The organism is Corynebacterium sp. HMSC06G04, assembly GCF_001807365.1.
Classification (GTDB): domain Bacteria; phylum Actinomycetota; class Actinomycetes; order Mycobacteriales; family Mycobacteriaceae; genus Corynebacterium; species Corynebacterium simulans.
Window position 1 is genome coordinate 1 of sequence record NZ_KV788596.1, and the last position, 24881, is coordinate 24881.

The 24881-nt window shown below is 59.4% G+C and carries 23 protein-coding genes; 21 read left to right on the forward strand and 2 right to left on the reverse strand.

Features of this window, described 5'->3' with window-relative positions:
- The first annotated feature begins 625 nt into the window (after window positions 1–625).
- The 18 genes from HMPREF3158_RS12385 to HMPREF3158_RS01700 all read left to right on the forward strand — a co-directional run bounded on the left by HMPREF3158_RS12385 (window position 626) and on the right by HMPREF3158_RS01700 (window position 18261).
- Window positions 626–1645, forward strand: a complete 1020-nt coding sequence (locus HMPREF3158_RS12385) for a tetratricopeptide repeat protein (RefSeq protein WP_061926108.1) — start codon at window positions 626–628, stop codon at window positions 1643–1645.
- 2 nt (window positions 1646–1647) lie between these two features.
- Window positions 1648–2631, forward strand: coding sequence for an HAD-IIA family hydrolase (locus HMPREF3158_RS01625; RefSeq protein WP_061926111.1), 984 nt, complete (start codon window positions 1648–1650; stop codon window positions 2629–2631).
- The gene (locus HMPREF3158_RS12845) at window positions 2622–2783 is read left to right on the forward strand and encodes a hypothetical protein (RefSeq protein WP_162839580.1); all 162 of its coding nucleotides are present in this window, start codon (window positions 2622–2624) and stop codon (window positions 2781–2783) included. The genes HMPREF3158_RS01625 and HMPREF3158_RS12845 overlap by 10 nt, the downstream gene beginning before the upstream one ends.
- Window positions 2783–3592, forward strand: coding sequence for a TlyA family RNA methyltransferase (locus HMPREF3158_RS01630; RefSeq protein WP_061926114.1), 810 nt, complete (start codon window positions 2783–2785; stop codon window positions 3590–3592). Before HMPREF3158_RS12845 ends, HMPREF3158_RS01630 begins: the two co-directional genes overlap by 1 nt.
- Window positions 3589–4470: an NAD kinase gene (locus HMPREF3158_RS01635; RefSeq protein WP_061926116.1), complete on the forward strand. Its 882-nt coding sequence runs from the start codon at window positions 3589–3591 to the stop codon at window positions 4468–4470. The genes HMPREF3158_RS01630 and HMPREF3158_RS01635 overlap by 4 nt, the downstream gene beginning before the upstream one ends.
- A gap of 33 nt (window positions 4471–4503) precedes the next feature.
- Window positions 4504–6180, forward strand: coding sequence for a DNA repair protein RecN (recN, locus tag HMPREF3158_RS01640; RefSeq protein ID WP_062040681.1), 1677 nt, complete (start codon window positions 4504–4506; stop codon window positions 6178–6180).
- A gap of 26 nt (window positions 6181–6206) precedes the next feature.
- The gene (gene steA / locus HMPREF3158_RS01645) at window positions 6207–7391 is read left to right on the forward strand and encodes a putative cytokinetic ring protein SteA (protein WP_062034945.1); all 1185 of its coding nucleotides are present in this window, start codon (window positions 6207–6209) and stop codon (window positions 7389–7391) included.
- Entirely contained in the window at window positions 7391–8311 is a 921-nt protein-coding gene (locus HMPREF3158_RS01650; protein ID WP_070497057.1) for a copper transporter, read from the forward strand. Before steA ends, HMPREF3158_RS01650 begins: the two co-directional genes overlap by 1 nt.
- Window positions 8312–8950, forward strand: coding sequence for an NUDIX domain-containing protein (locus tag HMPREF3158_RS01655; protein WP_070432945.1), 639 nt, complete (start codon window positions 8312–8314; stop codon window positions 8948–8950).
- Complete coding sequence (xerD, locus tag HMPREF3158_RS01660; protein ID WP_070432944.1) at window positions 8947–9843, forward strand: site-specific tyrosine recombinase XerD; 897 nt, start codon at window positions 8947–8949, stop codon at window positions 9841–9843. Before HMPREF3158_RS01655 ends, xerD begins: the two co-directional genes overlap by 4 nt.
- Window positions 9844–9884: 41 nt before the next feature.
- Complete coding sequence (locus HMPREF3158_RS01665; RefSeq protein ID WP_070497061.1) at window positions 9885–10964, forward strand: hypothetical protein; 1080 nt, start codon at window positions 9885–9887, stop codon at window positions 10962–10964.
- Window positions 10965–11077: 113 nt separating this feature from the next.
- Window positions 11078–11956, forward strand: coding sequence for a ParA family protein (locus tag HMPREF3158_RS01670; RefSeq protein ID WP_201040812.1), 879 nt, complete (start codon window positions 11078–11080; stop codon window positions 11954–11956).
- A gap of 11 nt (window positions 11957–11967) precedes the next feature.
- Window positions 11968–12765 carry a segregation and condensation protein A gene (locus tag HMPREF3158_RS01675; protein ID WP_061926140.1) on the forward strand — a complete coding sequence of 266 codons (798 nt, stop codon included), beginning with the start codon at window positions 11968–11970 and terminating at the stop codon, window positions 12763–12765.
- Window positions 12766–12844: 79 nt separating this feature from the next.
- Window positions 12845–13390 (forward strand): SMC-Scp complex subunit ScpB, encoded by a 546-nt coding sequence (gene scpB, locus HMPREF3158_RS01680; RefSeq protein WP_061926143.1) that lies wholly within the window; start codon window positions 12845–12847, stop codon window positions 13388–13390.
- A gap of 76 nt (window positions 13391–13466) precedes the next feature.
- Complete coding sequence (locus HMPREF3158_RS01685) at window positions 13467–14399, forward strand: pseudouridine synthase (protein ID WP_062034959.1); 933 nt, start codon at window positions 13467–13469, stop codon at window positions 14397–14399.
- A gap of 11 nt (window positions 14400–14410) precedes the next feature.
- The gene (gene cmk / locus HMPREF3158_RS01690; RefSeq protein WP_061926186.1) at window positions 14411–15106 is read left to right on the forward strand and encodes a (d)CMP kinase; all 696 of its coding nucleotides are present in this window, start codon (window positions 14411–14413) and stop codon (window positions 15104–15106) included.
- On the forward strand, window positions 15099–16742 hold the full coding sequence (gene der / locus HMPREF3158_RS01695) for a ribosome biogenesis GTPase Der (protein WP_070497064.1): 1644 nt from the start codon (window positions 15099–15101) through the stop codon (window positions 16740–16742). The genes cmk and der overlap by 8 nt, the downstream gene beginning before the upstream one ends.
- Before the next feature lie 133 nt (window positions 16743–16875).
- Window positions 16876–18261, forward strand: coding sequence for an anaerobic C4-dicarboxylate transporter (locus HMPREF3158_RS01700; protein WP_062034963.1), 1386 nt, complete (start codon window positions 16876–16878; stop codon window positions 18259–18261).
- A gap of 14 nt (window positions 18262–18275) precedes the next feature.
- Here the strand turns inward: HMPREF3158_RS01700 and HMPREF3158_RS01705 are convergent, their stop codons facing one another.
- Window positions 18276–19079, reverse strand: coding sequence for a class I SAM-dependent methyltransferase (locus HMPREF3158_RS01705; protein WP_062034965.1), 804 nt, complete (start codon window positions 19077–19079; stop codon window positions 18276–18278).
- 68 nt (window positions 19080–19147) lie between these two features.
- Here HMPREF3158_RS01705 and HMPREF3158_RS01710 point away from each other — a divergent pair, with 68 nt between their 5' ends.
- The 3 genes from HMPREF3158_RS01710 (at window position 19148) to HMPREF3158_RS01720 (ending at window position 23413) form a co-directional block, all read left to right on the forward strand.
- On the forward strand, window positions 19148–20623 hold the full coding sequence (locus HMPREF3158_RS01710; RefSeq protein ID WP_062034967.1) for an ABC transporter transmembrane domain-containing protein: 1476 nt from the start codon (window positions 19148–19150) through the stop codon (window positions 20621–20623).
- On the forward strand, window positions 20623–22374 hold the full coding sequence (locus HMPREF3158_RS01715; protein ID WP_062034969.1) for an ABC transporter ATP-binding protein: 1752 nt from the start codon (window positions 20623–20625) through the stop codon (window positions 22372–22374). The genes HMPREF3158_RS01710 and HMPREF3158_RS01715 overlap by 1 nt, the downstream gene beginning before the upstream one ends.
- A gap of 103 nt (window positions 22375–22477) precedes the next feature.
- The gene (locus HMPREF3158_RS01720; protein WP_246816163.1) at window positions 22478–23413 is read left to right on the forward strand and encodes a CE1 family esterase; all 936 of its coding nucleotides are present in this window, start codon (window positions 22478–22480) and stop codon (window positions 23411–23413) included.
- Window positions 23414–23418: 5 nt separating this feature from the next.
- Here HMPREF3158_RS01720 and HMPREF3158_RS01725 read toward each other — a convergent pair whose 3' ends face one another.
- A complete protein-coding gene (locus tag HMPREF3158_RS01725) occupies window positions 23419–24684 on the reverse strand; it encodes a site-specific DNA-methyltransferase (RefSeq protein WP_062034971.1) in 1266 nt (421 codons plus the stop codon).
- Window positions 24685–24881 lie beyond the last annotated feature (197 nt).

Sequence of the window (24881 nt, forward strand, 5' to 3'; positions counted from 1 at the left end):
AGTAAGTTACCGCCGACATAAAACAATAAACACACAACTCAATACACAAAAAAGGGAGAGGTTCTAGAACACCACCGTTCTAGAACCTCTCCCTTTTTTGTGTTTTCACCACACCTGGCAAACAAACCCCAACAGTTCAAAAAGCACTCAACCACCCGGGTTGGCACCGCACCTGCATTCGAACCAACCAACAGGCCCACAACGCCCGGTTTCGGCGGCTTCGATGGGTCGAATGCAGCTTTGTTCACCACATGAACTATCCCAGGCAACTGCGGTGTTCATTATCGCGTGGTTTATGGACTATACGGATCAGCCTTCTAAATTGTCACTGTGCCTAAAAACAGAGTGAATTAGAGATTGGTTCCGCGCGGATGAAGAGTTGGGACCTGCATTCAAACCATCGAGAAGCGTTGGGGCCGCTAGATTTTATGGCTTCGATGGGTCGAATGCAGGTTCTGTCCGCTTCTGAGTTTAAATGCGGCTTTCGATGGTTGATTAGGATAGGGCCCCGCTTGGTTCTAGCGCTTGTGGTGCGTAGAGTAGAGGTTTCTGTCTTGTCCTTTATGGCCTGTAAACTAGGCCGGTAGTAACGGACGAGTTTTAATCAAGAAGAGAGTAAGGCTAGATGTCTGAGCGCAGTTTCAACGATCGTAAGGGCGGCTCCGGCCGTGGGAACTACGGTGACCGCAAGAACGGTGGCCGTGACAACCGCCGTGGTGGTGGCCGTGGCTACGGTCGTGGTGAGGACCGCGATAGCCGTGATAACCGTCGCGGCGGCCGCGACGGTTGGGATGGGGAGCGCCGTAATGGCTCTCGTGACCGCAACGATCGCGGTGGCCGTGGAAATCGCGACGAGCGTCGAGGCAACGACCGTCGCAATGACGCACGCGGTAATGATCGCCGCGGTCGCGGTAATGGCGGTAAGCGCTTCGATAGGGCACATCCGCAGCGTTCCGGTTACCGCGAAGAGCGCATTAACCGTCGTATGACTGACCCAGACCTGCCTTCCGATATCAACATCGAGGACTTGGATCCGTCGGTGCTGCAGGACCTGCGCTCTTTGTCCAAGGAGAACATGGAGGCCGTCGCTAAGCACCTGATTATGGCCGGCACCTGGATGGATGATGATCCAAAGCTGGCACTGCGTCATGCGCGAGCCGCCAAGGACCGTGCCGGTCGTGTAGCCGTCGCCCGCGAGGCCAATGGTGTCGCGGCGTACCACGCGGGCGAATGGAAGGAAGCCCTGTCGGAGTTGCGCGCAGCCCGTCGAATCTCCGGTGGTCCAGGTCTGCTGGCCGTAATGGCTGACTGTGAGCGCGGCCTGGGGCGTCCGGAAAAAGCGGTCGAGCTTGGTCGCAGCGAGGAAGCACGCGAGTTGGATGGCGATTCCGCAATCGAGCTTGCCATCGTCGTCGCCGGCGCACGCATCGATATGGGTCAGGCAGAGTCTGCTGTTGTGACCATGCAGCGCGCTAACCCCAACAAGGAAGACCGCGGTGTTTCCGCATGCCGCTTGTCCTATGCCTACGCCAATGCGCTGCTGGAAGCAGGCCGCAAGGACGAGGCCAAGGAGTGGTTCAAGCATGCAGTCAAAATTGATGAAGGAGACTGGACCGACGCCGCCGAACGCCTAGCAGAGATCTAGTCATGAATATTCTCAAAGCCCACGATTCGCTTTTGCTCGACCTCGATGGCACCGTTTGGGAAGGCGGCCAGCCGCTGCGCTGCGTCGTGGATGTTATTAACTCCTGTGGCGTTCCCGCCGTTTACGTCACCAACAATGCCTCCCGGAGCCCGGAGGCTGTGGCTTCGATGCTTTCTGAGATCGGTCTGCTAGCCGATCCGGAACACATCGTGACTTCCGCTCAGGCTTCTTTGGTGCTCATGGCCTCGGAAATCCCGGCTGGCTCCAAGGTTCTCGTTATCGGTGCAGAGTCCTTCCGCACGCTCACGCGTGAAGCTGGATACCAGGTGGTAGACAGCGCCGAGGATAAGCCCGCAGCAGTGGTCCAGGGAATGGATAAGGCGATTGGTTGGAAGGAGCTATCCGAAGCTGCTTACGCCATCAACAACGGCGCTAAGTTCTTCGCCACCAATCTGGATACCTCGTTGCCCACCGAGCGTGGCTTCGCCGTGGGCAATGGTGCCCTCGTGGGGGCAGTCGCGGCGTCGACTGGCGTGGAGCCCATCTCCGCCGGCAAACCGGAGCCTGCAATGTTTACCTACGCGGCGAAAAAGGTCGGGTCGAAGAAACCTCTTGCCGTGGGCGACCGCCTAGACACCGATATTGCCGGTGGCAATGCAGCGGCGATGGACACCTTCCACGTGCTCACCGGTGTATCGGGAGAGCTGGAGCTCATCGAGGCTCCGGTAGCCCAGCGCCCGAACTTCATCGGTGCGGGCTTCCACGAGCTCTCGCTGCCCGTCGCGGTGGCAAAGCCCGGCGCACAGGGCGATTTCCGCGCCCGCTGCGACGGATATGACATTGTGCTGCAGGGCGGAAACGAAAAATCCACCTCCATCCAGGCGCTGCGCACCGTTCTTGAGGTTGCCTGGGCCATGCCTGAGCCGCCACGCTATATCCAGCCGCGCAGCGAGTTTGCTGAGAAGGCAGTAGCTGCATGGCGATAAAGCCACACGATCCGCGCGCCGTCATGGCGACCGAGGAAGTCGACGCCGCGATGTCTGAAGTCCTGGGCCAGCCCGCGACGTCGCTCAGCGAAGAAGTAGCCCAACTAGATAACGCCCACGCCGTGCTGCGTGAGGCCTTGCAGGAGAACTAATGCCACCACAACGGCGTCGTTTGGATGCAGAACTCGTCCGCAGGAAGATCGCTCGTTCTAGGGAACAGGCCGTCGAGATGATCAAGGCCGGCCGCGTTACCGTGGGCGGATTCAAGGCCAGCAAACCCGCGACCGTCGTAGAGCCGGAAGTCTCCATCAAGGTTGAGGCGGCTGACAATGATGACTGGGCTTCCCGCGGAGCACATAAACTGCTCGGGGCGCTTGAGGCCTTCGACGTCGACTTGAAAGATAAGCGTGTTCTCGACGCCGGCGCCTCCACCGGTGGTTTCACCGACGTGTGCCTGCGAAAAGGGGCTCGCGAGGTGCTCTCCGTCGACGTGGGCTACGGACAGCTGCTGTGGCGCCTGCAGAACGACGAGCGCGTAAAGGTACTCGACCGTACCAACATCCGCAATCTTGATCTAGACATCACCGAGGGGCCTTGTGATGCCATGGTGGGTGATCTTTCCTTCATCTCTTTGAAGCTGGTCTTGCCCGCCATCGTCGATGTGATGGCAGAGGGCGCATGGCTGCTGCCCATGGTCAAGCCGCAGTTTGAGGTCGGCAAAGACCGTATCGGCGCTGGCGGCGTCGTTCGTTCGTCGGAGCTGCGTCAGGAGGTCACTGAGGAGGTGGCGCGCTTTGCGCAGACCTTGGGGGTTAGCGTCAAAGGCGTGGCAGCCTCACCGCTCCCGGGACCTAGCGGAAACGTGGAGTATTTCCTGTGGCTGGTCAAAGACGGCCAGGTAACCAAAGATGAAGATATCGCTGAGATGGTGCGCACCGCCATTGAGGAAGGGCCACAGTGAAGCGCGAAATTCTGCTTGTCCCGCACGCCAGCCGTGCAGACAACCTCGAGTCCACTATCCGCGCTGCTGAGATTCTCCAGGAGGCCGGCATCACGGTCCGCGTCAGCGCGCCGGAACACGTGCTGCCAGAGTTGCAGCACGTTGAGCACACCCCGGCTGCGGCCGCAGGCTGCGAGCTCGTCCTCGTCCTAGGCGGCGATGGCACCTTCCTGCGTGCTGCCGACATGGCTCGCGCAGTCGATGTCCCGGTGTTGGGCATCAACCTGGGCCACGTGGGCTTCCTCGCGCAATGGGAAGCGGAATCCTTGGAGCGCGCGCTCGTGCGCGTTATCGATTGCGACTACGAGGTAGAGGACCGCCTTACTCTCGACGTCGAGGTCACTGACCGCTCAGGCAAGCTCATCGAGCGCGGTTGGGCACTCAACGAGGCCTCCATTGAAAACCTCAACCGTTCCGGTGTGCTGGACGCCATCTTGGAAATCGATGGCCGCCCGGTATCTTCCTTTGGCTGCGACGGCGTGCTAATTTCCACGCCGACTGGTTCCACCGCCTATGCCTTCTCCGCCGGCGGCCCGGTTCTCTGGCCATCCCTGGACGCACTCCTCGTGGTTCCCAACAACGCCCACGCGCTGTTTACCAAGCCGATGGTGGTCTCTCCACTGTCCAAGGTCGCGGTAGAGTCGGCCTCGGCTACCTCTCCGGCAATCGTCATCTTGGATGGTTTCCGCGAAATCGCGATGCCGCCTGGTTCGCGTGTGGAGGCGGTCCGCGGTGCGCATCCGGTCAAGTGGGTGCGCCTGGATGACCAACCCTTTACGGATAGGTTGGTATCTAAGCTCCGATTGCCAGTGCACGGCTGGCGCGGCCCGCAAAGCTAGGCTTTTTAAAAGAAAGGCAGGTGTGGCACAGACATGCTCGTTGATATCACTATCGAGGACTTAGGCGTCATTGAGCGCTCTGCGGCGGAGTTCGCGGAAGGTCTTACCGTCTTAACCGGCGAGACCGGCGCTGGTAAGACCATGGTTGTCACCGGCCTGCGCCTTCTGGCTGGCGGGCGTGCCGACGCCTCCCGCGTGCGTGATGGTGCACAGAAAGCAGCAGTGGAGGGGCGCTTTGCCACAGGTCGCGCGGCAGCCGCCGAGGTTGTGGAGTCCGTCGGTGGCGTCGCAGACGAGAATGGCGAATATATTGCCTCCCGCACGGTGTCGGCGGCTGGCCGCTCCCGCGCCTACCTGGGCGGACGCGCGGTGCCTGCTGCAACGTTGGGTGATTTTTCTTCCCACGTTTTAACGGTGCACGGCCAAAACGATCAGCTGCGTCTTCTTGCCCCCGAACAGCAATTGGCCGCGGTTGATCGCTCGCAGCCTTCCATCGCAAAGGTCCGCGATACCTACACCGAAGCTTTCCGCACTTGGCGCGAGCTCGCCAAGGACTATAAGCGCCGCACGGAATCGCGCCGCGAGCTGGCGCAAGAGGTAGATCGCCTGCAATTCGCAATCAATGAAATTGGCGAGGTCGCCCCAGAACCGGGCGAGGACACCGAGCTTGTTACCCTCATCCAGCGCTTGCAGGACGTTGATACCTTACGCGAGGCGGCAGCGACCGCGCTTTCGGCCGTAGACGGCGATGATTCTTTTGGCGAGGCCGAGGCTGCCTCCGCATTGTTGGGTCGTGCCAGCACCGCGTTGGTGGGCTCTAGCGATAAGGAGCTCGCGGCATTGGGCGAACGATTGAGCGATATCACCAGCCAGGTCTCCGATATCGCCGCCGAGCTGGGCACGTACTTAGAATCGCTTCCTGCCGACCCAAACCTGCTCGAAGAATCACTGCGCCGTCAGCAAGATCTGAAGCAGCTGACCCGCAAGTATGCCGCAGACATCGACGGCGTTTTGACTTGGCGTGACGCCGCGGCAGAAAAACTCGACTCCATGGACACCTCCGCCGAGGTTTTGGAAGAGCTCAAGGCTAAGGTCATGGAGGCCGAGAAACAAATGGTAGCTAAGGCCAGCGCGCTGACCAAGGCCCGCAAGAAGGCCGCGAAGAACCTAAGTAAGCAGGTCACCGAGGAAATCCACGGACTTGCCATGCCGAATTCCGCGCTCAACGTGGAAATCCGGGAAGCGAAGTACTCCAAGACCGGTGCCGACGAGGTGGAGTTTCAACTCAACGGCAAGCCGCTGGCAGGCGCGGCCTCTGGCGGCGAGCTTTCCCGCGTCATGCTGGCGCTGGAGGTCGTGCTGGCGGATGGAGATGGTGCGACCATGGTCTTCGACGAGGTCGACGCCGGCGTGGGCGGCCGCGCCGCGGTAGAAATCGGGCGTCGCCTAGCGCGTCTAGCTACCTCCAACCAGGTCATCGTGGTCACCCACCTGCCACAGGTTGCCGCCTATGCAGATAGTCACCTGCATGTCTCGAAGGAGAAATTCACCTCCGGTGTCAGCGATCTCAGCGCTAGCGAGCGGGTAGAAGAACTTGCCCGCATGCTCGCGGGTCTGGATGATACGGAGACCGGCCGCGCGCATGCACAGGAATTGTTCGATCGCGCTCAGGCAGAAGTGGCAGCGTTCCGCGCGCCTTCCACAATTTAAGTTTGTGACGGGGGACAATGGCAGACATGAGTCTGTTTTCCCGTAACTCCGATCTGCCTGGTGAACACGGTGCGCTGCGTGACTGCACCCCGGGCGGAAAGGGCATGAAGAAGTTCGTCGAAGGTGACTTTGCCGTCATCAATGCCGCCAATATTTCCCGTCAGGAAGCGCAGATGCTGGTCGATATCAAGCCTGCAGCTGTCCTGAACGTCGCAGAATTTACCACCGGGTCCATCCCGAACTACGGCCCGCACATGCTGTTGGACGCTGGTGTGACCCTGATCGAGGGCGTGGGCGAGGAATTCGTCTCCAGCTTTAAGGACGGCAAGAAGGCGCGGATTAATGAGGAAGGCGCCGTCTTCATTGGCGATACCGAGGTGGCCACGGGCAAGGTTGTGAGCCGCGAGAAGGCCGAGAAGAATTTTTCCTCCGCACAACGCGAGCTGATTGACCATATGGAGGCTTTCTTCGGCAACTCCATCGAGTTCATCCATTCCGAGGGTCCGCTGCTTATCGACGGCCTGGGCGTTCCGGATTCCGGCACTGAGATGGCAGGCCGCAAGGTGTTGGTTGTCTCGCCGTCCACGGACCATCGCAACAAGGTGAAGCTGCTGCGCAACTTCATCCGCGAATACGAACCGATCATCATTGGTGTGGATTCTGCAGCAGATACCGTGGTGGATTTGGGCTATAAGCCGGATTTTATTGTCGGTGATCCTTCCGAGATTAGCTCCGAGACTCTGCGCTGCGGTGCGCGCGTTATCTTGCCTGCAGATCCAGACGGCACCGCGGAGGGCCTTGAGCGCATCCAAGACCTAGGCATCGGTGCGATGACCTTCCCGGCGGCAACAGACTCCGCCACCGATCTTGCGTTGCTGCTGGCTGATTATCACGGCGCCCAGATGATTGTGCAGGTCGGGCGCTCCCTGGACCTGGACGATATCTTTGCTAAGCAAGAGCACGCTACTCCGGCTGCGATGCTTTCCCGTATGAAGGCGGGCACGCGCCTGGTGGATGCCGATTCCGTCATCAACCTTTACACCAACCCGAGCTCCGGCGGCATCGGATGGCTCTGGGCTCTGCTTGGCATCCTGGTTGCGCTGGCCGTGATAGTCATCATCGTGGGCTTGGGCGGCGACGCTTCCTTCGGTCAGAACCTCATCGATACCTGGAATAACTTTGCTTTGAGCGTGCAAGGATGGTTTAAGTAATGGCGGGTAAGTCACTTCTTGTTGCTGGTCTTGGTTTCGGCACCGCCGTGGGCGTGGCCTTGGGGGCGCTGGCGATTGCTCCGAATATGCCGTCGGGCGGCGCCGGAGGCGATTCATCGCTACGCGAGGAGTTCCAGAAGAAGGCTCAGAATGAGGAAGTGCTTAAGGCACAGGCAGACTCTAGCGACTCCGTCCTTGACAAACTGGCTCCCGTCGTAGTTGATGGCAGCTTGGCGCAGCGTCCCGTTCTGGTTATCTCTACTGGAGAAGCCAACGAGGGCGACGTGCGCGCAATCCGTAGCTTGCTCAAGTCTGCGGATGCCGAAGACGCTGGCGAGATTAAGCTAACGGACGAGTTCTACCGCCAGGAGGGCGCGGATAAGCTGCTTTCTTTGGTTACTAGCGCATTGCCGGCGGGTGCCAAGCTTGATCCCAAGAAGGTAGATGCAGGCACGCACTCCGGTCAGGCGCTGGCCGCGGCCTTGCTGATGGACCCGAAGACCACCGAGCCACTATCTTCTACCAAGGACCGTGCGAACCTGCTGCAGGCGCTGCGCGATGCTGGCTATATCGACTATGAAGACGGGACTATTTTGCCTGCACAGGCCGTGGTTTACGTCGGTGGTAAGGGCTTTCCTGGTTACTACACCGATCAGACGGTCAATTTCCTAGAGGCCCTAGACGCGGCCGGCGGAAACACTGTGGTGGCAACACGCGTAGAGCAGGCTGCCGAAGATCGCGTCATTGGCAAGCTGCGTGAGGCCAAATCCGATATCTCGACGGTGGACTCCATCGACCGCACCACCTCGCGCATGGCTGCGGTTATGGCGGCAAAGGAGCAGCTCGACGGAGGCAAGGGTGCCTATGGTGCTGCTTCCTCAGCCGATGCGGCGGCGCCGAGCCTGCCGGAGGATCTCTAAATGGCTCATGACTTCGAGGTACGCAGCAGTGAGCTGCTTCTCGACGCCCCGATTATCGCAGTGCGCCGGGACGAAGTAGTGATGCCGGGCGGGACCACCGCCTACCGTGAGGTAGTAGAGCACTTTGGCGCTGTGGCTATCGTCGCGGTGGATGATGAAGAGCGCATCGCCATGGTCAATCAATATCGCCGTAGTGCGGATAGGCGCCTGTGGGAGCTTCCTGCTGGCTTGCTCGACATCAAGGGGGAGGACGAACTCACCGGAGCGAAGAGGGAACTGCAGGAAGAAGCCGGGTTGGCCGCTGAAGACTGGTCCGTGCTTGCGGATATAATCACCTCGCCGGGCTTCTGCGAGGAAGCCGTGCGCGTGTTTTTATCCCGTGGGTTAAGTGCTGTCCCGCGAATGGATGCTGAAGGCGATGAGGAAGCCGACATGGACTTCGCGTGGGTGCCGCTTGATGAGGCGGTCGATCGAGTGATTTCTGGTGACATCGTCAATTCGATAGCGGCCACCGGCATCTTGGCGGCCTATGTTGTTTATCGCGGCGGCCGCAAGACGCGTAGCGTGGACGAGCCTTTCGAGCTGCGCCCGACCGCGATGGCTGCGCGTCGCCCTGGCCCTGACTTGAAGAAGCTGTGAAGGCGGAGGGACTAGCTGCGACGTGGCTCAACCACCTAGCGGTGGAAAGAGGCGCTTCGGCCAATACCTTGAGCAACTATCGCAGGGATGTGCGTCGCTATTTGGGCTGGCTGGCTGACAATGGGGTGGATGATTTAGCGGCAGTCGACCGTGGCATGGTTGAAAACTACCTGAAGTTTTTGCGCGGCTCGATGGCCGCGTCGTCGGCAAGCAGGGCTCTCATCGTCGCCCGTGGGCTGCACAAGTTCGCCGTGGCTGAGGGCATCCTCGATGTGGATGTGGCTAGTGAAGTGACTCCTCCGAAGAATGCGCAGCACCTGCCGGAAACCCTGCAGATTGAGGAGGTAGAAAAGCTACTCGATTCGGTGCCTACGGGGGAAGTGGCCACTCCGATTGATATTCGCGACCGTGCGCTGCTGGAATTGCTCTACGGCACGGGTGCACGCATCACGGAGGTCACCTCTTTAACTGTTGATGATGTAACCGAAAACGATGGCATGTTGATGTTAACCGGTAAGGGCGATAAGCAGCGCTTGGTTCCGGTGGGATCACAGGCGCAAAAGGCCGTGGAGGAGTACTTGGTGCGGGGCCGGCCGGTTCTGTCGAAGGGCAAGTCCCATGCACTATTTCTCAATACGCGCGGTGGGTCTCTGTCTCGCCAAAGCGCATGGGCGGTGTTGAAACAGGCCGCCGCGCGGGCCGGGATTAAAAAGTCAATCTCACCGCACACGCTGCGCCACTCCTTTGCCACGCACCTATTAGAAGGCGGTGCGGACGTGCGTACCGTGCAGGAGCTGCTGGGGCATTCCTCGGTGACAACGACTCAGATCTATACCCACGTCACTGCGGATTCTCTGCGCGAAGTCTGGCGCACGGCGCATCCCAGGGCTTAGGCTTAAACGAATTTAAAAATAGACAGGAAAGTAAGTAGAACATGCTGAAAAATCTTGCCGGTGTAACGCGCGGGGCAAAGCTGGCTGCCGCAACAGCGGTAGTGGCGATGGTGCTGGCGGTAGCGCCTGCGCAGGCACAGGACGCCTCAGTCTCTGTCCCAGCGGGCCAAACTTCGACCGTGTCTTTACCGGTCCCTGTGGACGTAAGTTATGCCGGTGAGGGCTGGAACATCAATGCCTCCGGCGGATCAGCCACGATTACCGCACCGCCCGAAGGCGGCCAAGTCACGGTGCCGGTAACCTACGAAGGCACGACCATTAGCCTGACGCTCGTGGCCGATGGTTCGGTCACCCAGGAAGACCTGAATAATGCAGGCGAGGACATCGCCAATGGCGGAGACGGCGGGGCAGTGCTGCATGGCGGCGGTGGTGCTGCCGGTGGCCCGCCTGGTGGCGGTGCCACTGGTGAAGGCGCTGGCGGCGGTGATAACGGCGACGGTGGTTCTGCTGGTGAAGATTCTGGTTCCGGGACTGGCGCTGATGGTGGCGCTGCTAGTGGCAATGGCACCCAGGGCGGTGTGCCAGGCGGTGACCCTGCGAATAATCCGGCGGCAGCAGGTGGAGTCGATGTGTCGCAGGCGGAGTACATCAACCTGGATGCAACGATTGAAGGCCAGACCATCACGGCGCAAATGGGTGTGATGCAGGCGCTGGATCTGTATAACCGCTTCAAGGACACCGACGAGGCTGGCGTTACGTTGCGCTATCTCAATGCGAAGGGCGAGTTCATCAAGGGCGTTAAGCGCAAGGTGGATAAGTCCTCGCGCACGCTTGAACTGACCTATCCGGAAGGCCAAACCCCGGATAACCCGTTCATCATGGAGCTGGTCCGCGATTCCGATAACGCGGCGGTGCTCGTAGTGACGCTGACGGACCCAAATAAGGAAACTGCCGGGGAAGTGCCCAACCCTGACAATGGCTCCGGTGAAGGTGCCAATGCGGATTCGAAGAATGGTTCTTCGATTCTTCCGTGGGCTATTGGTGCCGGCGGCGTTCTGCTCTTAATTGTGCTGGGATGGCTGCTTTCGCGTCGCCGTAAATCAAGCCAAGAGGCTGGATAGGTACGCTTTATCGCGACAAAAGGGTCAAAGCGGGTACTCTATAATCACAACGTTGTAATCAGCCACTCGCATCGGGTGGCATTGGTGATCGATTTGTGGTCAAGGAAGCAGGTGTGACTGTGGGCGAAGAGGGACTGTTTGCAGCCTCTGAAGCGCAGGTGGGGCTGACTGGGCGTCCAATCCGTGAGCTGCCAGATCCAGCTCCGTTGGAAAAGCACGGGCCAGCAACCATCATCTCGATGTGTAATCAAAAAGGTGGCGTTGGCAAGACCACCTCGACCATCAACATGGGCGCGTGCCTTGCAGAGCTGGGCCGTAGAGTCTTGCTCGTTGACTTGGACCCGCAGGGTGCACTGTCCGCAGGCTTGGGCCTGACCCATGACCAAATCGAGGACACCATCTATGACGTGATGTTGGATAGCCAGACTTCTATCCATTCCGCCATCCAGCACACTGGTGTACCGAACCTCGACCTTGTGCCGGCCAACATTGACTTGTCGGCCGCCGAGATTCAGATGGTCAACGAGGTTGGCCGTGAGCACACCTTGGCCCGTGCGCTGCGCCCGATTCGCCGTGATTACGACTTCATCATCATTGATTGCCAGCCTTCTTTGGGCCTGCTTACGGTCAATGCTTTGGCGTGTTCCCAGGGCGTCATTATTCCGATGGAGTGCGAGTTCTTCTCCTTGCGCGGTCTGGCTCTTTTGACCGATACCGTGGACAAAGTTTCCGAGCGCATTAACTTCGACCTTGAGGTCATGGGCATCCTGGTCACCATGTTTGACCGCCGCACCAAGCATGCCCGCGAGGTCATGGACCGTGTTGTCGAGTACTTCGGTGACAAGGTCTTCGACACCGTCATCACGCGTACGGTCCGTTTCCCGGAGACTTCCGTGGCCGGTGAGCCGATTACCAGCTGGGCACCGAGCTCCCAGGCGGCGCAGCAATACCGCAACCTCGCTAAAGAGGTTATTGAGCGCTCCACCGTCTAGGAAGTTTATCCGTGACCCAACCGGAGATTACGGGCTTTCGAATTGCACTGCGCAACTTCGAGGGCCCTTTTGATCTGCTGCTCCAGCTGATTCAGTCGAAAAAGTTGGACGTAACTGAAGTGGCGCTTTCTGAGGTCACCGATGAGTTCGTCGCGTACACCCGCCAGCTGGGGGCTACTGCAGATTTGGATGAAACCACCGAGTTTCTTCTCGTGGCTGCCACGTTGCTGGATTTGAAGGCGGCCCGCCTCTTGCCGCGCGGCGATGTCGACGATCTGGAAGACCTTGAGCTGCTCGAAACGCGCGACCTTCTCTTCGCCCGGCTTCTGCAGTACAAGGCTTATAAGCAAGTTGCCGACCAATTCGCCCAATGGCAGCGACAGGCGCGGCGCCGCTATCCGCGTGCCGTCTCCATGGAGAAGGCTTTCGTGGAACTTCTCCCGCCGGTCCGCCTGGGCCATACGCCGGCCTCGTTTGCCGAGCTGGCTGCCAGCGTATTCCGCCCCAAGCCGCCGGATGAGGTGGCTACGGGCCATATTCACCAAGTGGCAGTGTCTGTGCCGGAACAGGCCGGCAAGATCCTCAGCACACTTAAGTTGCTGGGCGAGGGCCAGTGGATGAGCTTTGCTGCTCTCACGCGTGATTGCACCGTCTCGATGGAGGTTGTCGGCCGCTTCTTGGCATTGCTGGAGCTCTACAAGGCCAAGGCTGTCGACGCCGAGCAGCCAGAGTCCCTCGGGCCACTGGAACTTAGCTGGACCGGTCTCGACGTGGACCCTGCCGTGGTGGCGGCTTCCAACTGGGATTAGACCGGTGGAGTAAATCCCGGCCTGGGATTAATACCGGCTCGCATTAGGCCAGCTGTGTCGGTGCAGTACAGTATCCGGCATGGAACTTCCGCTAATCTCGCAGCAACGTTCGCGCCTTGAATCGATTCTTCTGGTGATTGATTCGCCGGCCTCCGTTGAGTCTTTGGCTCGCGCGCTCGACCTAGAGGAGTCCGTGGTCAGTGATCACTTGCGGGCGATCCAACGCGAATTCGATTCCCGCGGATCGGGGATTGATCTGCGCGAGACGGCGGAGGGCTGGCGCTTTTATACCCGCCAGGAAAACGCGGATGCGGTAGAAGAGTTCTTGCTTGATGGCTCGCAGACCAAGCTCTCCCGTGCGGCGCTGGAAACCCTTGCTGTGGTTGCCTATCGCCAGCCGGTCACCCGCGCCCAGGTTGCTGCGGTGCGTGGCGTCAACGTCGATGGTGTGATGCGCACGCTCACCGTGCGTGGTCTCGTACGCGAGCTGCCGCAGGAAGGCCTAGCACACCGCTACGAAACCACCGAGCTTTTCTTGGAGCTGCTGGGCATTGACTCGCTGGAGCGCCTGCCGGATCTTGCACCGCTTTTGCCGGATATGGAACAGATCGATTCCGAATATTAGGTATTCGCACGGTGCGCGGCAGTGGGGTAGCATTGCGCAGGTAACTTCATAACTTCTACTGATAAGGACACTTATTGTGACCCCACCCGCTCGCCGAGACGGCACACCGGAAAAGAAGCAGCGAGACAGCGAGATGCTTGTCTCCAATGCGAAGTCGGCCCGCCATCAACATGTAGACAAGCGTGAACGCGCAAATAGGAAAAAGAAGGCCACCGCAGATTCCGTCGCCCGCGAACTGGGCGCAGATTGGCTGACCGAAGGCAAGTCGAATAACTCCAAGGGCGAACGCCTCCAGAAGGTCTTGGCCAAGGCAGGCGTTGCCTCCCGCCGTCACGCCGAAATCATGATCGATGCCGGCCGCGTTGAGGTCAACGGAAAGATCATCATGCAGCAGGGTGTACGCGTCGACCCGAACGTGGACATCATCCGCGTCGACGGCGTGCGCATCAACGTCAATGAGGAAACGCAGTACTTCATCCTCAACAAGCCGCGCGGTCTGCAGTCCACCATGAGCGATGAACTGGGCCGCCCATGCATTGGCGATCTCATCGGTGAACGCGTGGCCGCAGGACAGCGTCTGTTCCATGTCGGCCGTCTGGACGCCGATACCGAGGGCCTTATCCTCATCACCAATGATGGTGAGCTGGCCAACCGCCTGATGCACCCGAAGTACGAGGTGCGCAAGACCTACCTCGCTACCGTTCTAGGCGAGGCTGGCAACGGCTTGGTACGCACCCTGAAGGAAGGCGTGGAGCTCGAGGACGGCTTGGCAAAGGCCGACTATGTCCAGGTCGTGGACAAGAACCAGGGTTACTCCTTGGTCCGCGTTGAGCTGCACGAAGGCCGCAAGCACATCGTCCGCCGCATGCTTAAGGAAGCTGGCTTCCCAGTTCAGCGTCTGGTTCGCACCAAGCTGCACACTCTGCAGCTGGGCGAGATGAAGCCAGGTATCCTGCGTGCGCTCAACTCCAGTGAGTTGACCAGCCTGTACAAGGCGGTGGGGATGTAATGGAAGGAAACATGATTTCAAACATGCCTGACGGTGGACTCATCCTTGCAGTCGATGGGCCCTCCGGCACCGGCAAGTCCACCACCTGCCGTGCTTTGGCTAAGCGCCTCGACGCAAAATACGTCGACACTGGCGCCATGTACCGCGTTGCCACGCTCGCAGTTCTGCGCGCTGGCATCGACCCAGCTGATACGGATGCGGTCATCAAGGCCACTACAGACTTGCCACTGGAGGTCTCCGATGATCCGGATTCCAAGCAGGTCATCTTCGACGGCGAAGACGTCTCCCGCGTCATTCGTGAGGACGAAGTTACTCGCAACGTCTCCGCAGTTTCGGCGGTCCCTGAGGTTCGCCAGAACCTGGTGGAGCTGCAGCGCAAGCTGGCCCGGGATGCGCACCGCGCCATCGTTGAAGGCCGCGACATCGGAACTGTGGTGCTTGCCGACGCCCCGGCGAAGGCATTCATGACCGCCGCCGCTGAGGTACGTGCCCAGCGCCGCCACGATCAGAACCTTGCTGCAGGCTTGGAATCTGATTTCGCCACCGTCTTGGCAGACGTCGAGCGCCGTGATGCCGCGGATTCCTCCCGCGCCACTTCTCCGCTGCGTCCTGCCGAGGATGCCACCCTCGTTGATACCTCTTTCATGAGCTTGGAAGAGGTCCTCGACGCTCTCACCGAAATCGTGAAGGAGTCTGCACATGTCTAAGGATTTTGCAGGTCAAGAAGACAATAACGCCGCAGGCGACTTCGATACCCAGTTCCACTACCCAGTGGGCAAGCTCGAAGAAGAAGAAGCCCGTGACCCGCACGGCGGCTGGGCCCCGAGCGATTTCGATGCCGAAGAATTCGACTACGAATTCGACGAGTCGGAGCTCGAGAACGGTGAGTTTGATGATTCCGAGTTCGGCGACGCCGACTTCGGTGAAGACTATGAGTCTGACGGCGAAGAGCCAATGAGCGAGGAGGAATGGGAAGAACTTTCCCGTGCCTTCGGCGTGCAGGATTCCCACACCGAGGAAAACCTCTGCACCGTGGCTGTTGTTGGCCGCCCAAACGTGGGCAAGTCCTCCCTCGTAAACCGTTTCTTGGGCCGCCGTGAGGCAGTGGTGGAGGACCACCCAGGCGTTACCCGTGACCGCGTTTCCTATATCGCGGACTGGAACGGCCAGCGCTTCCTCGTCCAAGACACTGGCGGCTGGGACCCGAACGTCAAGGGCATCCACGCTGCTATTGCTCGCCAGGCAGAGCAGGCCATGGCGACTGCAGATGTCATCGTCTTCGTGGTCGACACGAAGGTCGGCATCACCGAGACCGACTCTGTTATGGCTCGCAAGCTGCAAAAGTCTGAGGTTCCGGTCATTTTGGTCTCCAACAAATTCGACTCTGAGACCATGTACGCCGATATGGCCGAGTTCTACGCTTTGGGCTTGGGCGATCCGTGGCCGGTTTCCGCGCAGCATGGCCGCGGTGGCGCGGACGTTCTGGATGAGATTCTGCGTCTTTTCCCCGAGGAACCGCGCCATTCATCGATTACGTCCGGACCGCGTCGCGTGGCGCTGGTGGGTAAGCCGAACGTTGGTAAGTCCTCGCTGCTGAATAAGCTGACCTCCGAGGAACGCTCCGTCGTGGACAATGTGGCGGGTACTACGGTCGACCCAGTGGACTCACTGGTGCAGCTTGATCAGCGTCTCTGGAAGTTCATCGATACTGCGGGCCTGCGCAAGAAGGTCAAGAACGCGCAGGGGCATGAGTATTACGCTTCGCTGCGTACCCGCGGAGTCATCGACGCTGCTGAGGTGTGCATCATGCTTATCGACGCCTCCGAGGAGGTCTCCGAGCAGGACCAGCGTGTGCTCAACATGGTTCTCGAATCCGGCAAGGCTCTAGTCATCGCGTTCAACAAGTGGGACCTGATGGACGAGGACCGCCGCTACTACCTGGATCGTGAGATTGACGAGCAGCTGCGCCACCTGCCCTGGGTTACCCGCGTCAACATCTCTGCGCAGACCGGCCGCGCCCTGCAGCGCCTGGAGCCGGCGATGATTGAGGCTCTGGAGAGCTGGGATCAGCGCGTGTCTACCGGCCAGCTGAACAACTGGCTGCGTGAGGCTATCGCTGCTAACCCGCCGCCGATGAAGAACAACCGCCTGCCGCGCGTTCTGTTTGCCACCCAGGCATCGACGCAGCCGCCGACAATCGTGCTGTTTACTACCGGCTTCTTGGACGCTGGTTATCGTCGCTACCTGGAGCGCAAGTTCCGCGAGCGTTTCGGCTTCCACGGTTCTCCGGTGCGCATCGCGGTGCGCGTGCGCGAGCGCCGCGGTAAGAACTCTAAGCGCTAACGCGAACAAAAGGCGAGCTGTTCAACAAACACTCTAAGTGTGACGAATAGCTCGTCTTTTTGGTTCTGTGATGTCATGCCCGTTTGGATAGTCTAAGTATGTGTAATTGATTTGGTTTTCCGAAAGGCGCGACATGTTAGCCGCAATTCTCGATCCCACCTCAGTAGTGGCGATCGTTCTTCAAGTCATCGTCATTCTCTCCGCGCTGTTGCTCGGCACCCGCTACGGCGGCCTCGGCTTGGGCCTTATCTCCGGCATCGGCCTTATCATCATGGTCTTCGTCTTCGGCCTGGCTCCGGGCGAGCCACCGGTGGACGTGATGCTGACCATCATCGCCGTCATCGGCTGTGCGGCTACGCTGCAGCAGGCGAGAGGCCTCGAAGTGATGATGCAGTTCGCGGAGAAATTCCTGCGTGCGCATCCAGAACGCATCACTATCTTGGCTCCGCTTACCACCTGGTTCCTGACCGTTCTGTGCGGTACCGGCCACGTGGTCTACACGATGTTTCCCATCATCGAGGACATCGCCCTGAAGAAGGGCATTCGCCCGGAGCGCCCAATGGCGGTTGCTTCGACCTCTGCGCAAATGGGTATCACCGCCTCGCCAGTTTCCGTTGCCACGGTGTCCCTAGCCTCCATCATCGCTGAGAACGCTGGTATCACCGGCACGTCCTATTCCATCCCACAGATCCTCATGGTCGCCATTCCGGCATCGCTTTCCGGCGTCTTTCTGGCTGCCCTTTGGTCGCTGCGTCGCGGTAAGGACCTTGATAAGGACCCAGTCTTCCAAGAGAAGATGAAGGATCCGGAGTTTGCCAAGACCATCTCTGCCTCCAGTCATTCCCTGCTGGACGAAGTATTCCCGGCGTCGGCAAAGCGCTCCGTTGCGGTCTTCCTATCCGCCATCGCCATCGTGGTCATCTTGGGCGCATTCGACGTCCTGCGTCCTTCCTTCCCGAATGAGGACGGTGAGTTGAAGGCCCTGTCGATGAACCTGGTCATTCAAATGGTCATGCTGGTCGCCGGTGCAATCATCCTGATTTTCTGCGACGTCGACAACAAGAAGATCGCCTCCACGCCAGTGTTCAAGGCGGGCATGACTGCAGTGTTCTCGGTCTTCGGCGTGGCCTGGATGGCCGATACCTTCTTCGAAGCCCACATCGACTCTCTGGAATCTAATCTGGGCGGAATTGTGGAGACCGCTCCGTGGGCTTATGCCATCGTCCTGATCGTCGTGTCCAAGCTGGTCAACTCCCAGGCCGCCGCTCTGGTAGCCATTGCGCCGATCGGAATGTCCCTGGGCATTGACCCAGCCATCATTGTTGGCTTCTACGGTGCCGCCTATGGCTACTTCATCCTGCCGACCTACCCTTCGGACCTTGCCTGCATCGGGTTCGACCGCACCGGCACCACGCACATCGGCAAGTTCGTGGTAAACCATTCCTTCATCATCCCCGGCGCGATCTCGGTGTTTACCTCCTGCGTCGTGGGCTCCCTGCTGGCAACGGTGCTTCTGTAGCCCTAGTGCGAACCCTATTGCGCTCGGCGCAGCAAGAAGGCATCCGTGCGATACGGGATGTCTATTGCCTGGCCGGGCGCAAAGCCCATGTGCTCAAAGAGATACCAGTTAAGGTTATAGGTCATGCGCTCGTGGATTTTCTCGCCGTTGCGCAGCCAATAAGAGCGGGTGTGCATCAATTGATGTAGCTGTTCCGGGGAGAGCGTATGCGCCCAGTTAAGCCGCAGTTCGCGCTCGATTTCCCAAGGGGAGGAAAGCTCCGGTAGGAAGCCGGGGCGCTGGATATCGCCGGAGTGCATGATGCGGGCAAGCCGCAGGATCCACGGGTCGGCGCCCACGTCGAGGGTGTTCCACACGAGAAGCACCTTGCCGCCTGGTCGCACGATTCGAACGAATTCTCTACAGGCTTTTTCCACATCGACCCAGTGCCAGGTCTGGGCGCAGGCGACAGCGTCCACGGAGGCGTCGGCAAGCGCAGTGCTCTCCGCCACCGCCCTCCAAGCTGGAATGCCGAGCTGGGTGCGCAGCACGCGCGTCATGTCGGGGGAAGGGTCGCAGGCCAGAACGACGGGATTGTGCAGCGTTTGGGTGAGTTTACCGGTGCCAGCGCCGATATCGACCACTGTGTGGGCATCCGCTATTAGTGCGGCTACTTCGGCAGGGTAGCTGGGGCGCACGTCATGGTAGTTATCGGCGCCCTGAACGAAAGCACGTGCGGAGGCTGCACGATGTTCCGCCCCCTTGAAGGTGGGGGTTTGTTTCTCCGAGGCCTTGCGGTAACTCGGAAAATGCGCGGGGTTGGGCAAATGAGAAGTCATATGGACTTATAACCTACCGCGTTAGACGTTTCCGGAAAATTATCCAGGCTGAAATAGAATGGGTCACCATGTCGAGACTTCCCGTACCTCAGGATTCACGGTGGCTTTTAAAGACCGTGTTTTCTCGGCGCGAAAAGACGATCCCTGCGGCCGTATTGATGTCCGTTTCATTCTTGTGCAACGGCATGACGCCAGTTGTTGTAGGAAACGCTATCGATGGTGCGATTGCTAATCAGTCCTTTTCCTCTTTGCTGCGCTGGTTGGGGATTTTGCTCGCTATTTTTTGCGTTAATGCGTCGGCGGCATGGTGCGCGCGCGGAATGTTTTCCCGAGCCATGCTGGAGGTTGGCCATGACTTGCGCATGGCGGTGACGGATCGCATTCAGGATCCGCGGGGGATTACTGGTGTGAAACATACAGCGGGCGAGTTACTGTCCATCGCGTCCTCAGATACCAAGCGCGTGTCTGATGCGGTCATCATGACTGTCTTTCCCGTGGCGGAAGTTAGCGCCATTGTCTACGTCGCGGTGATGACTTCGCACGTTAATTGGGTGCTGGGAATTGCCATCTTGCTCGGGGGACCGCTGGTGGTTTGGTTTTCTCTGCGTGCGGCGAAGCCTTTGCGGCGGCGCTCGGGCGCGCGTCAGGCTGCCCTGGCACAAGCTTCCGCGATGGCCACCGATGTGGTTGACGGCCTGCGCATTCTGAAAGGCCTAGGCGCTATCGCGACGGTGCGGCGCCGTTATTCGTTGGTATCGGACACGGCCTATACAAAGACGGTTTCTGCCAACGGTGCCCGCGCGCGGCTGAATGCCACGACGGAAGCGGTCGGTTCCATTTACGTCATCGTGGTGGCTTTGGCCGCCGCGGCGATGGCGGTAAAGGGCGCGATGAGCGTTGGGCAACTCATTACAGTGGTCGGCCTAACGCAGTTCGTCATCACGCCGATGACGATGATGGGCAAAAACATTGCCTCGCGGTGGGCGGCTGCGCAAGCCAGTGGTCGCCGCATTACGGCTTTGCTCAACGCGCCTTTCCGTGAGGCGGCGGATGCTAGGGATCCTGGCTGGCAGCCTGGCCTGCACGTCATCAAGGGGGCGGCGCCTGAGGAACTTGTTGACCTGCCGCGGAATCGTTACCTAGTTGCTCCGCATGCGGCGGATCTTTTTGCAGGTTCCGTTGCGTCCAACATTGCTGCGGATAAGGCTGCGGCGCAACGAGCGCTGCATGTCGCGGCGGCGGAGGATATTCCCGGCGGTCTGGAAAAGGAGGTCGGCGAAAACGGCGGTGCGCTGTCTGGTGGTCAGCGTCAGCGCGTTGCGTTGGCGCGCGCCATAGCGGCTGATGCCCAGATACTCGTTCTGCAGGACCCGACCACTGCGCTGGACTCGGTGACAGAACAGGTCGTCGCTGAGCGCGTGCGTGACGCCCGCCGCGGGATGATCACCGTGGTATATACCAATGCTCCTGCATGGACCGCAGTGGCCGATAGTGTGAGCGAGCCTGCTGCAGCCGCGCATGCGAGCGAAGGGGAGGACATCTAATGCGTTTTCCTCCTGCAACCTGGCCACAGGTCCGCCGCAGGGTGGGCGAACACGTGAAGGCGTTACCGAATGCGGGCAAGGTCTGTTTCCTGGCGCTGGCATTGCTTACCGGTGGCGCGGTGGCCAATGTCTATATCCCGGTGCTGCTGGGCAAGATTGTCGATGCGGTAGTTGAGGAGAGCGGGCAGCTGCGCAGTCTCAGCGGCATTGGCATTGGGCTCATCGTGGTTGCGATTGCCTCGGCGGGGCTTTCCGCAGTCGGTTTCTACCTACTATCGCGCGTTACTGAGCGAGTAATTGCGAACCTGCGCGAGGAGACTGTCGGCACGGCCTTGGGCCTGCCGGTCCACCGCGTGGAGGAGGCTGGCTCAGGCGATTTAGTCTCACGTTCAACGGATGACGTCGCCGAGCTTTCCTCCGCCGTGACAGAGACAGTGCCGGTTCTTACGAGCTCGCTGTTTGCCATCTGTACTACCGCCATCGCCCTGGTAACCCTGGACTGGCAGTTCTTGCTGGTGGTGGTTTGTGCCGCGCCGATTTATTTCTTTGCCGCGCGCAACTACTTGCGCCATGCGCCGCAGCGCTATGCAGACGAGCGCGCCTCCATGGCGGAGCGTGCGCGACGCATCCTGGAGACAATCCGCGGCCGTGCCACTGTGCGGGCCTATCAGATGGAGCCACAGATGCGTGATCGCATCAATAGCGCGTCCCGTGAAGTAGTTGAGCATGGCTTCGCCGCAAGGCGCACGATGATGGTCTTGCAGCTATGGATCACCACCGTGGAGCTGGTGATGTTGAGCGTCGGCCTTTTGGTGGGCTTTTGGGTCACAACGCAGGGCGCGATGACGGTGGGTTCAGTAACGGCGGCGATGCTGATGCTTATCCGTCTGCGTGGCCCGCTGCTCGGGCTTATGCGCGTGCTGGATACGGTTCAGTCGGGCTATGCCTCTCTCGCACGCATCGTTGGCGTTACCACGGATCCGCCCGCGGCAATTCCGCCCGCGGGTGCTCCGGCTCCGCGCGGTGAGGTCGCGATGGAGGACGTTAGCTTTAGCTATGGCGATAACGCGTGGGCGGTGCGTGATGTCAACGTCAGCATCGCGCCAGGCCAGTCCATCGCACTGGTGGGTGCTTCCGGCGCGGGAAAGACTACAGTTGCGGCGCTGCTGGCTGGCCTGCGCGTGCCGAGTGCTGGCAGCGTCAAGGTTGATGGGGTAGAGGTCTCGCGGCTTTCCGACGCCGAGCGAGTTACCCGCCTGGCCATGGTCTCCCAGGAAGTCCACGTCTTTTCCGGCACGCTGCGCGATGACTTGTCCCTGGGAAAACCCGATGCCAGTGATGAGGAAATCTGGCAGGCACTGCGTGCCGTGCAGGCGCACTGGGTTGAGGACTTGGCCGATGGCCTTGATACAGTCGTGGGCGCTTGGGGCATTCAGCTGGACCCCGTTGCAGCGCAACAACTGGCGCTGGCTCGTATCATGTTGCTGGATCCGGCAATCGTGGTGCTAGATGAGGCAACTGCGGAGGCCGGTTCGCGTGGTGCGGGCGCACTCGACGCGGCTGCCGATGCCGTCACAAAAGGACGCACGTCACTTATGGTTGCCCACCGTCTTGACCAAGCCGCCAAGGCTGATTGTGTGCTGGTTATGGAAGATGGCCGTGTGATTGAACAGGGCACTCATGCGCAGCTGCTAGATTCTAAAGGCCGATATCAACAATTGTGGAACGCGTGGCAGAAAGGACGTGACTAAGAAGGTGTCCCTTAATGCTCGTTGTTCCAACTTGTGGTGGGCTTTTGCCAGCTCTACTCGGAGCAGCCTAAAGAAATCACTGCTTGTGCTGTTTTGTCTAAATTTGGCTTTTGCCACAGCTTGTTCGGCAACGCCAACGCAGGAGCCTGCGCCAGAGTCCGGAACGCTCTGGGATAAGGACTCTGACCTCGGCATCCCTGTCTCAGCGCCTTTGGATGGCCCGGAGCCAGGTCAAACCAAGCAGATTAATATGCCGAATGGCCGCAACTTCCTGCTGCATGTGCCGGAAGACTATGACGCGGATAAGCGCTGGCCAGTGGTGATGGTCTTCCACGGTTGGGGCGAGAAACCCAAGACCATTGAGGGCTATACGGAGTTCAACTCCGCGAAGGCCATTCTGGTTTATCCAGAAGGTGAGGATAATGCTTGGACGCCGGCGCCTTATGCGAAAACGAGCGAGGAAGAAGACCTTAAATTCGTTGCAGACATGGTTGATAGCTTGCGTGCTACCTATGCGGTAGATGATGACCGTATCTTTGCCGCGGGCCTATCCAACGGCGGTGGATTTGCTGCCTTTTTGGCGTGCCGTATGCCGGAGACTTTCCGCTCTATCGCAACGGTGTCTGCGGCCTATTATGAGGGCATTCACCAGGGCTGTTCGGAAGCCCCAGTCGGCCGCCTCGATATGCACGGCACCGATGACCCCGTGGTGGAGTACTACGGCGGAACCCGTCATGCCACTAAGTACGATTCGGTAGCGGAAGTCATGGAGCAAAACCGGCGCCGGAATGAATGCACCACGCAGATCTCAACGACGCAGCTGGTTAACAACGCTCTGCAGCAAACGTGGATTGGTTGTAAGGCTCCGCTGCAGCACATCCGTATCGGCGGCGGCTCGCATATCTGGCCGGGCGGGCTTGCCGACGATCGCGCGGAGGTAGGCAAGGGCTTTGCCACAGACCGCGTTCTCGATTTCTTCGGTATTCCAGGTCGCCCCGCAGGCACCATTGACCCAGAATCTGGCAAGAAAACGAAGTAGTCTTGCTAATCCTGCAGGACGTAGTGTGCAAACTTAGCGTTTGGTACGGCGGCGACGCGGCTGACGCAAATGTCTGCGACCGTCTTGTACCCCGCGGCAAAAGCCGGGCCTTTGCTATCGGTAGGTTGCGGCATCTGGACCAAGTGAAAGCTGCGGGAGCCGCCGTCGCTGCTGTTGAGTTCCAGGACCGCCTGAGCGGTAGTGCCGGATCCGGCGAAGAAATCAAGCACTACGGCGTCGGGACCGTCGGCGATGGCGATGAGGTGCTTGATAAGGCGCACTGGCTTCGGGAAATCGAACACGCCCTGAACTCCCATGACGTCCTCCGCATCGCGGCGTCCAGCGCGTGTGACGCCAAAGCGTTCACCGTCCAGGATGGAACGTGGCCGCGCGCCCTTTTTCTGATAGTTCTTCGTGTAGACAAAGCCGCGTCGAAAGACCAATTGCTCATAGTTGGCCTCGACCTTATCTTTGCCCCAGCGCCAGCGTGCGACCTTGTCTTTGCCGGCTGGCTGGTCGGGCCAGTATTCGCGGCCTTGGGGATCAGCGATGGGAAAGTCTAGGGAAGGAAGATAACCCAGTGTCTTGGAGTCCAGGCGGACCAGCGAATAGTTTCCCTTCTCGTCGCTGAAGTTGTACTTGGTCGTGGTATGCCCTTCAGAATCGGCGTTGAAACCGGGGTTAGCTGGGGACTTGGCATAAACCAAAATGTACTCGTGCTCGACCACCGCGTATTTGGAGTCGTTCTTTCCAGTCCCGCCCTTTTTCCAGATCAATTGTCCGGCAAAACAGTTCTCACCGAATATTTCATCCAGCACTTTGCGTACGTTGGCACTTTCATCTTCACCGATGGAGACAAAGATAAAACCGGTGTCTTTGAGGACCTGTCGCGCGAGGATGAGCCGGGGGAGCATCATAGACAGCCACTGCGCATGCCAGCCGCTATAGCTGCCGGAGTTCATTTTGCGGCGCTTGCGGTAATTGTCCTTGTAAACAAAGTCTTTGCCGGTGTTATACGGAGGGTCGATGTAGATGACATCGGCAGCAAAGCCATCTGCCACCATCAGCTTGAGCGCGTCGAGGTTGTCGCCTTCGACGATGGAATTGGAACAAGCTGCCGGCGTTGACACTGCAATCTTTTGCTTGGTGGTCGCAATTTTGGCTTGTTCTGCTGCTTGCGCCTTGCCTGGCCAGACAAGCCCAAAGAATTCCTCTTGGGCTTGGAAATCGGCAGTTGGAGAGCTCGCGGAGTCGCTGTGGGTTGAAGTCATGACTGAAAAGCGGATGAGTTTTGGTGGTGGGGGAAATGATGGGGGCTGGGTCATCCTCCCATGCCGCGGCTTTCATTTTTGCAAGTTTGCGCGCGTTCCGATGGAAAACGCCAGAAAACGACCGCCAGGAGCATTTGCGTGATGTTCTGCTACGCTAGCATCCCCTAATTTTACTTAATTTGTTGACTCTTATATTG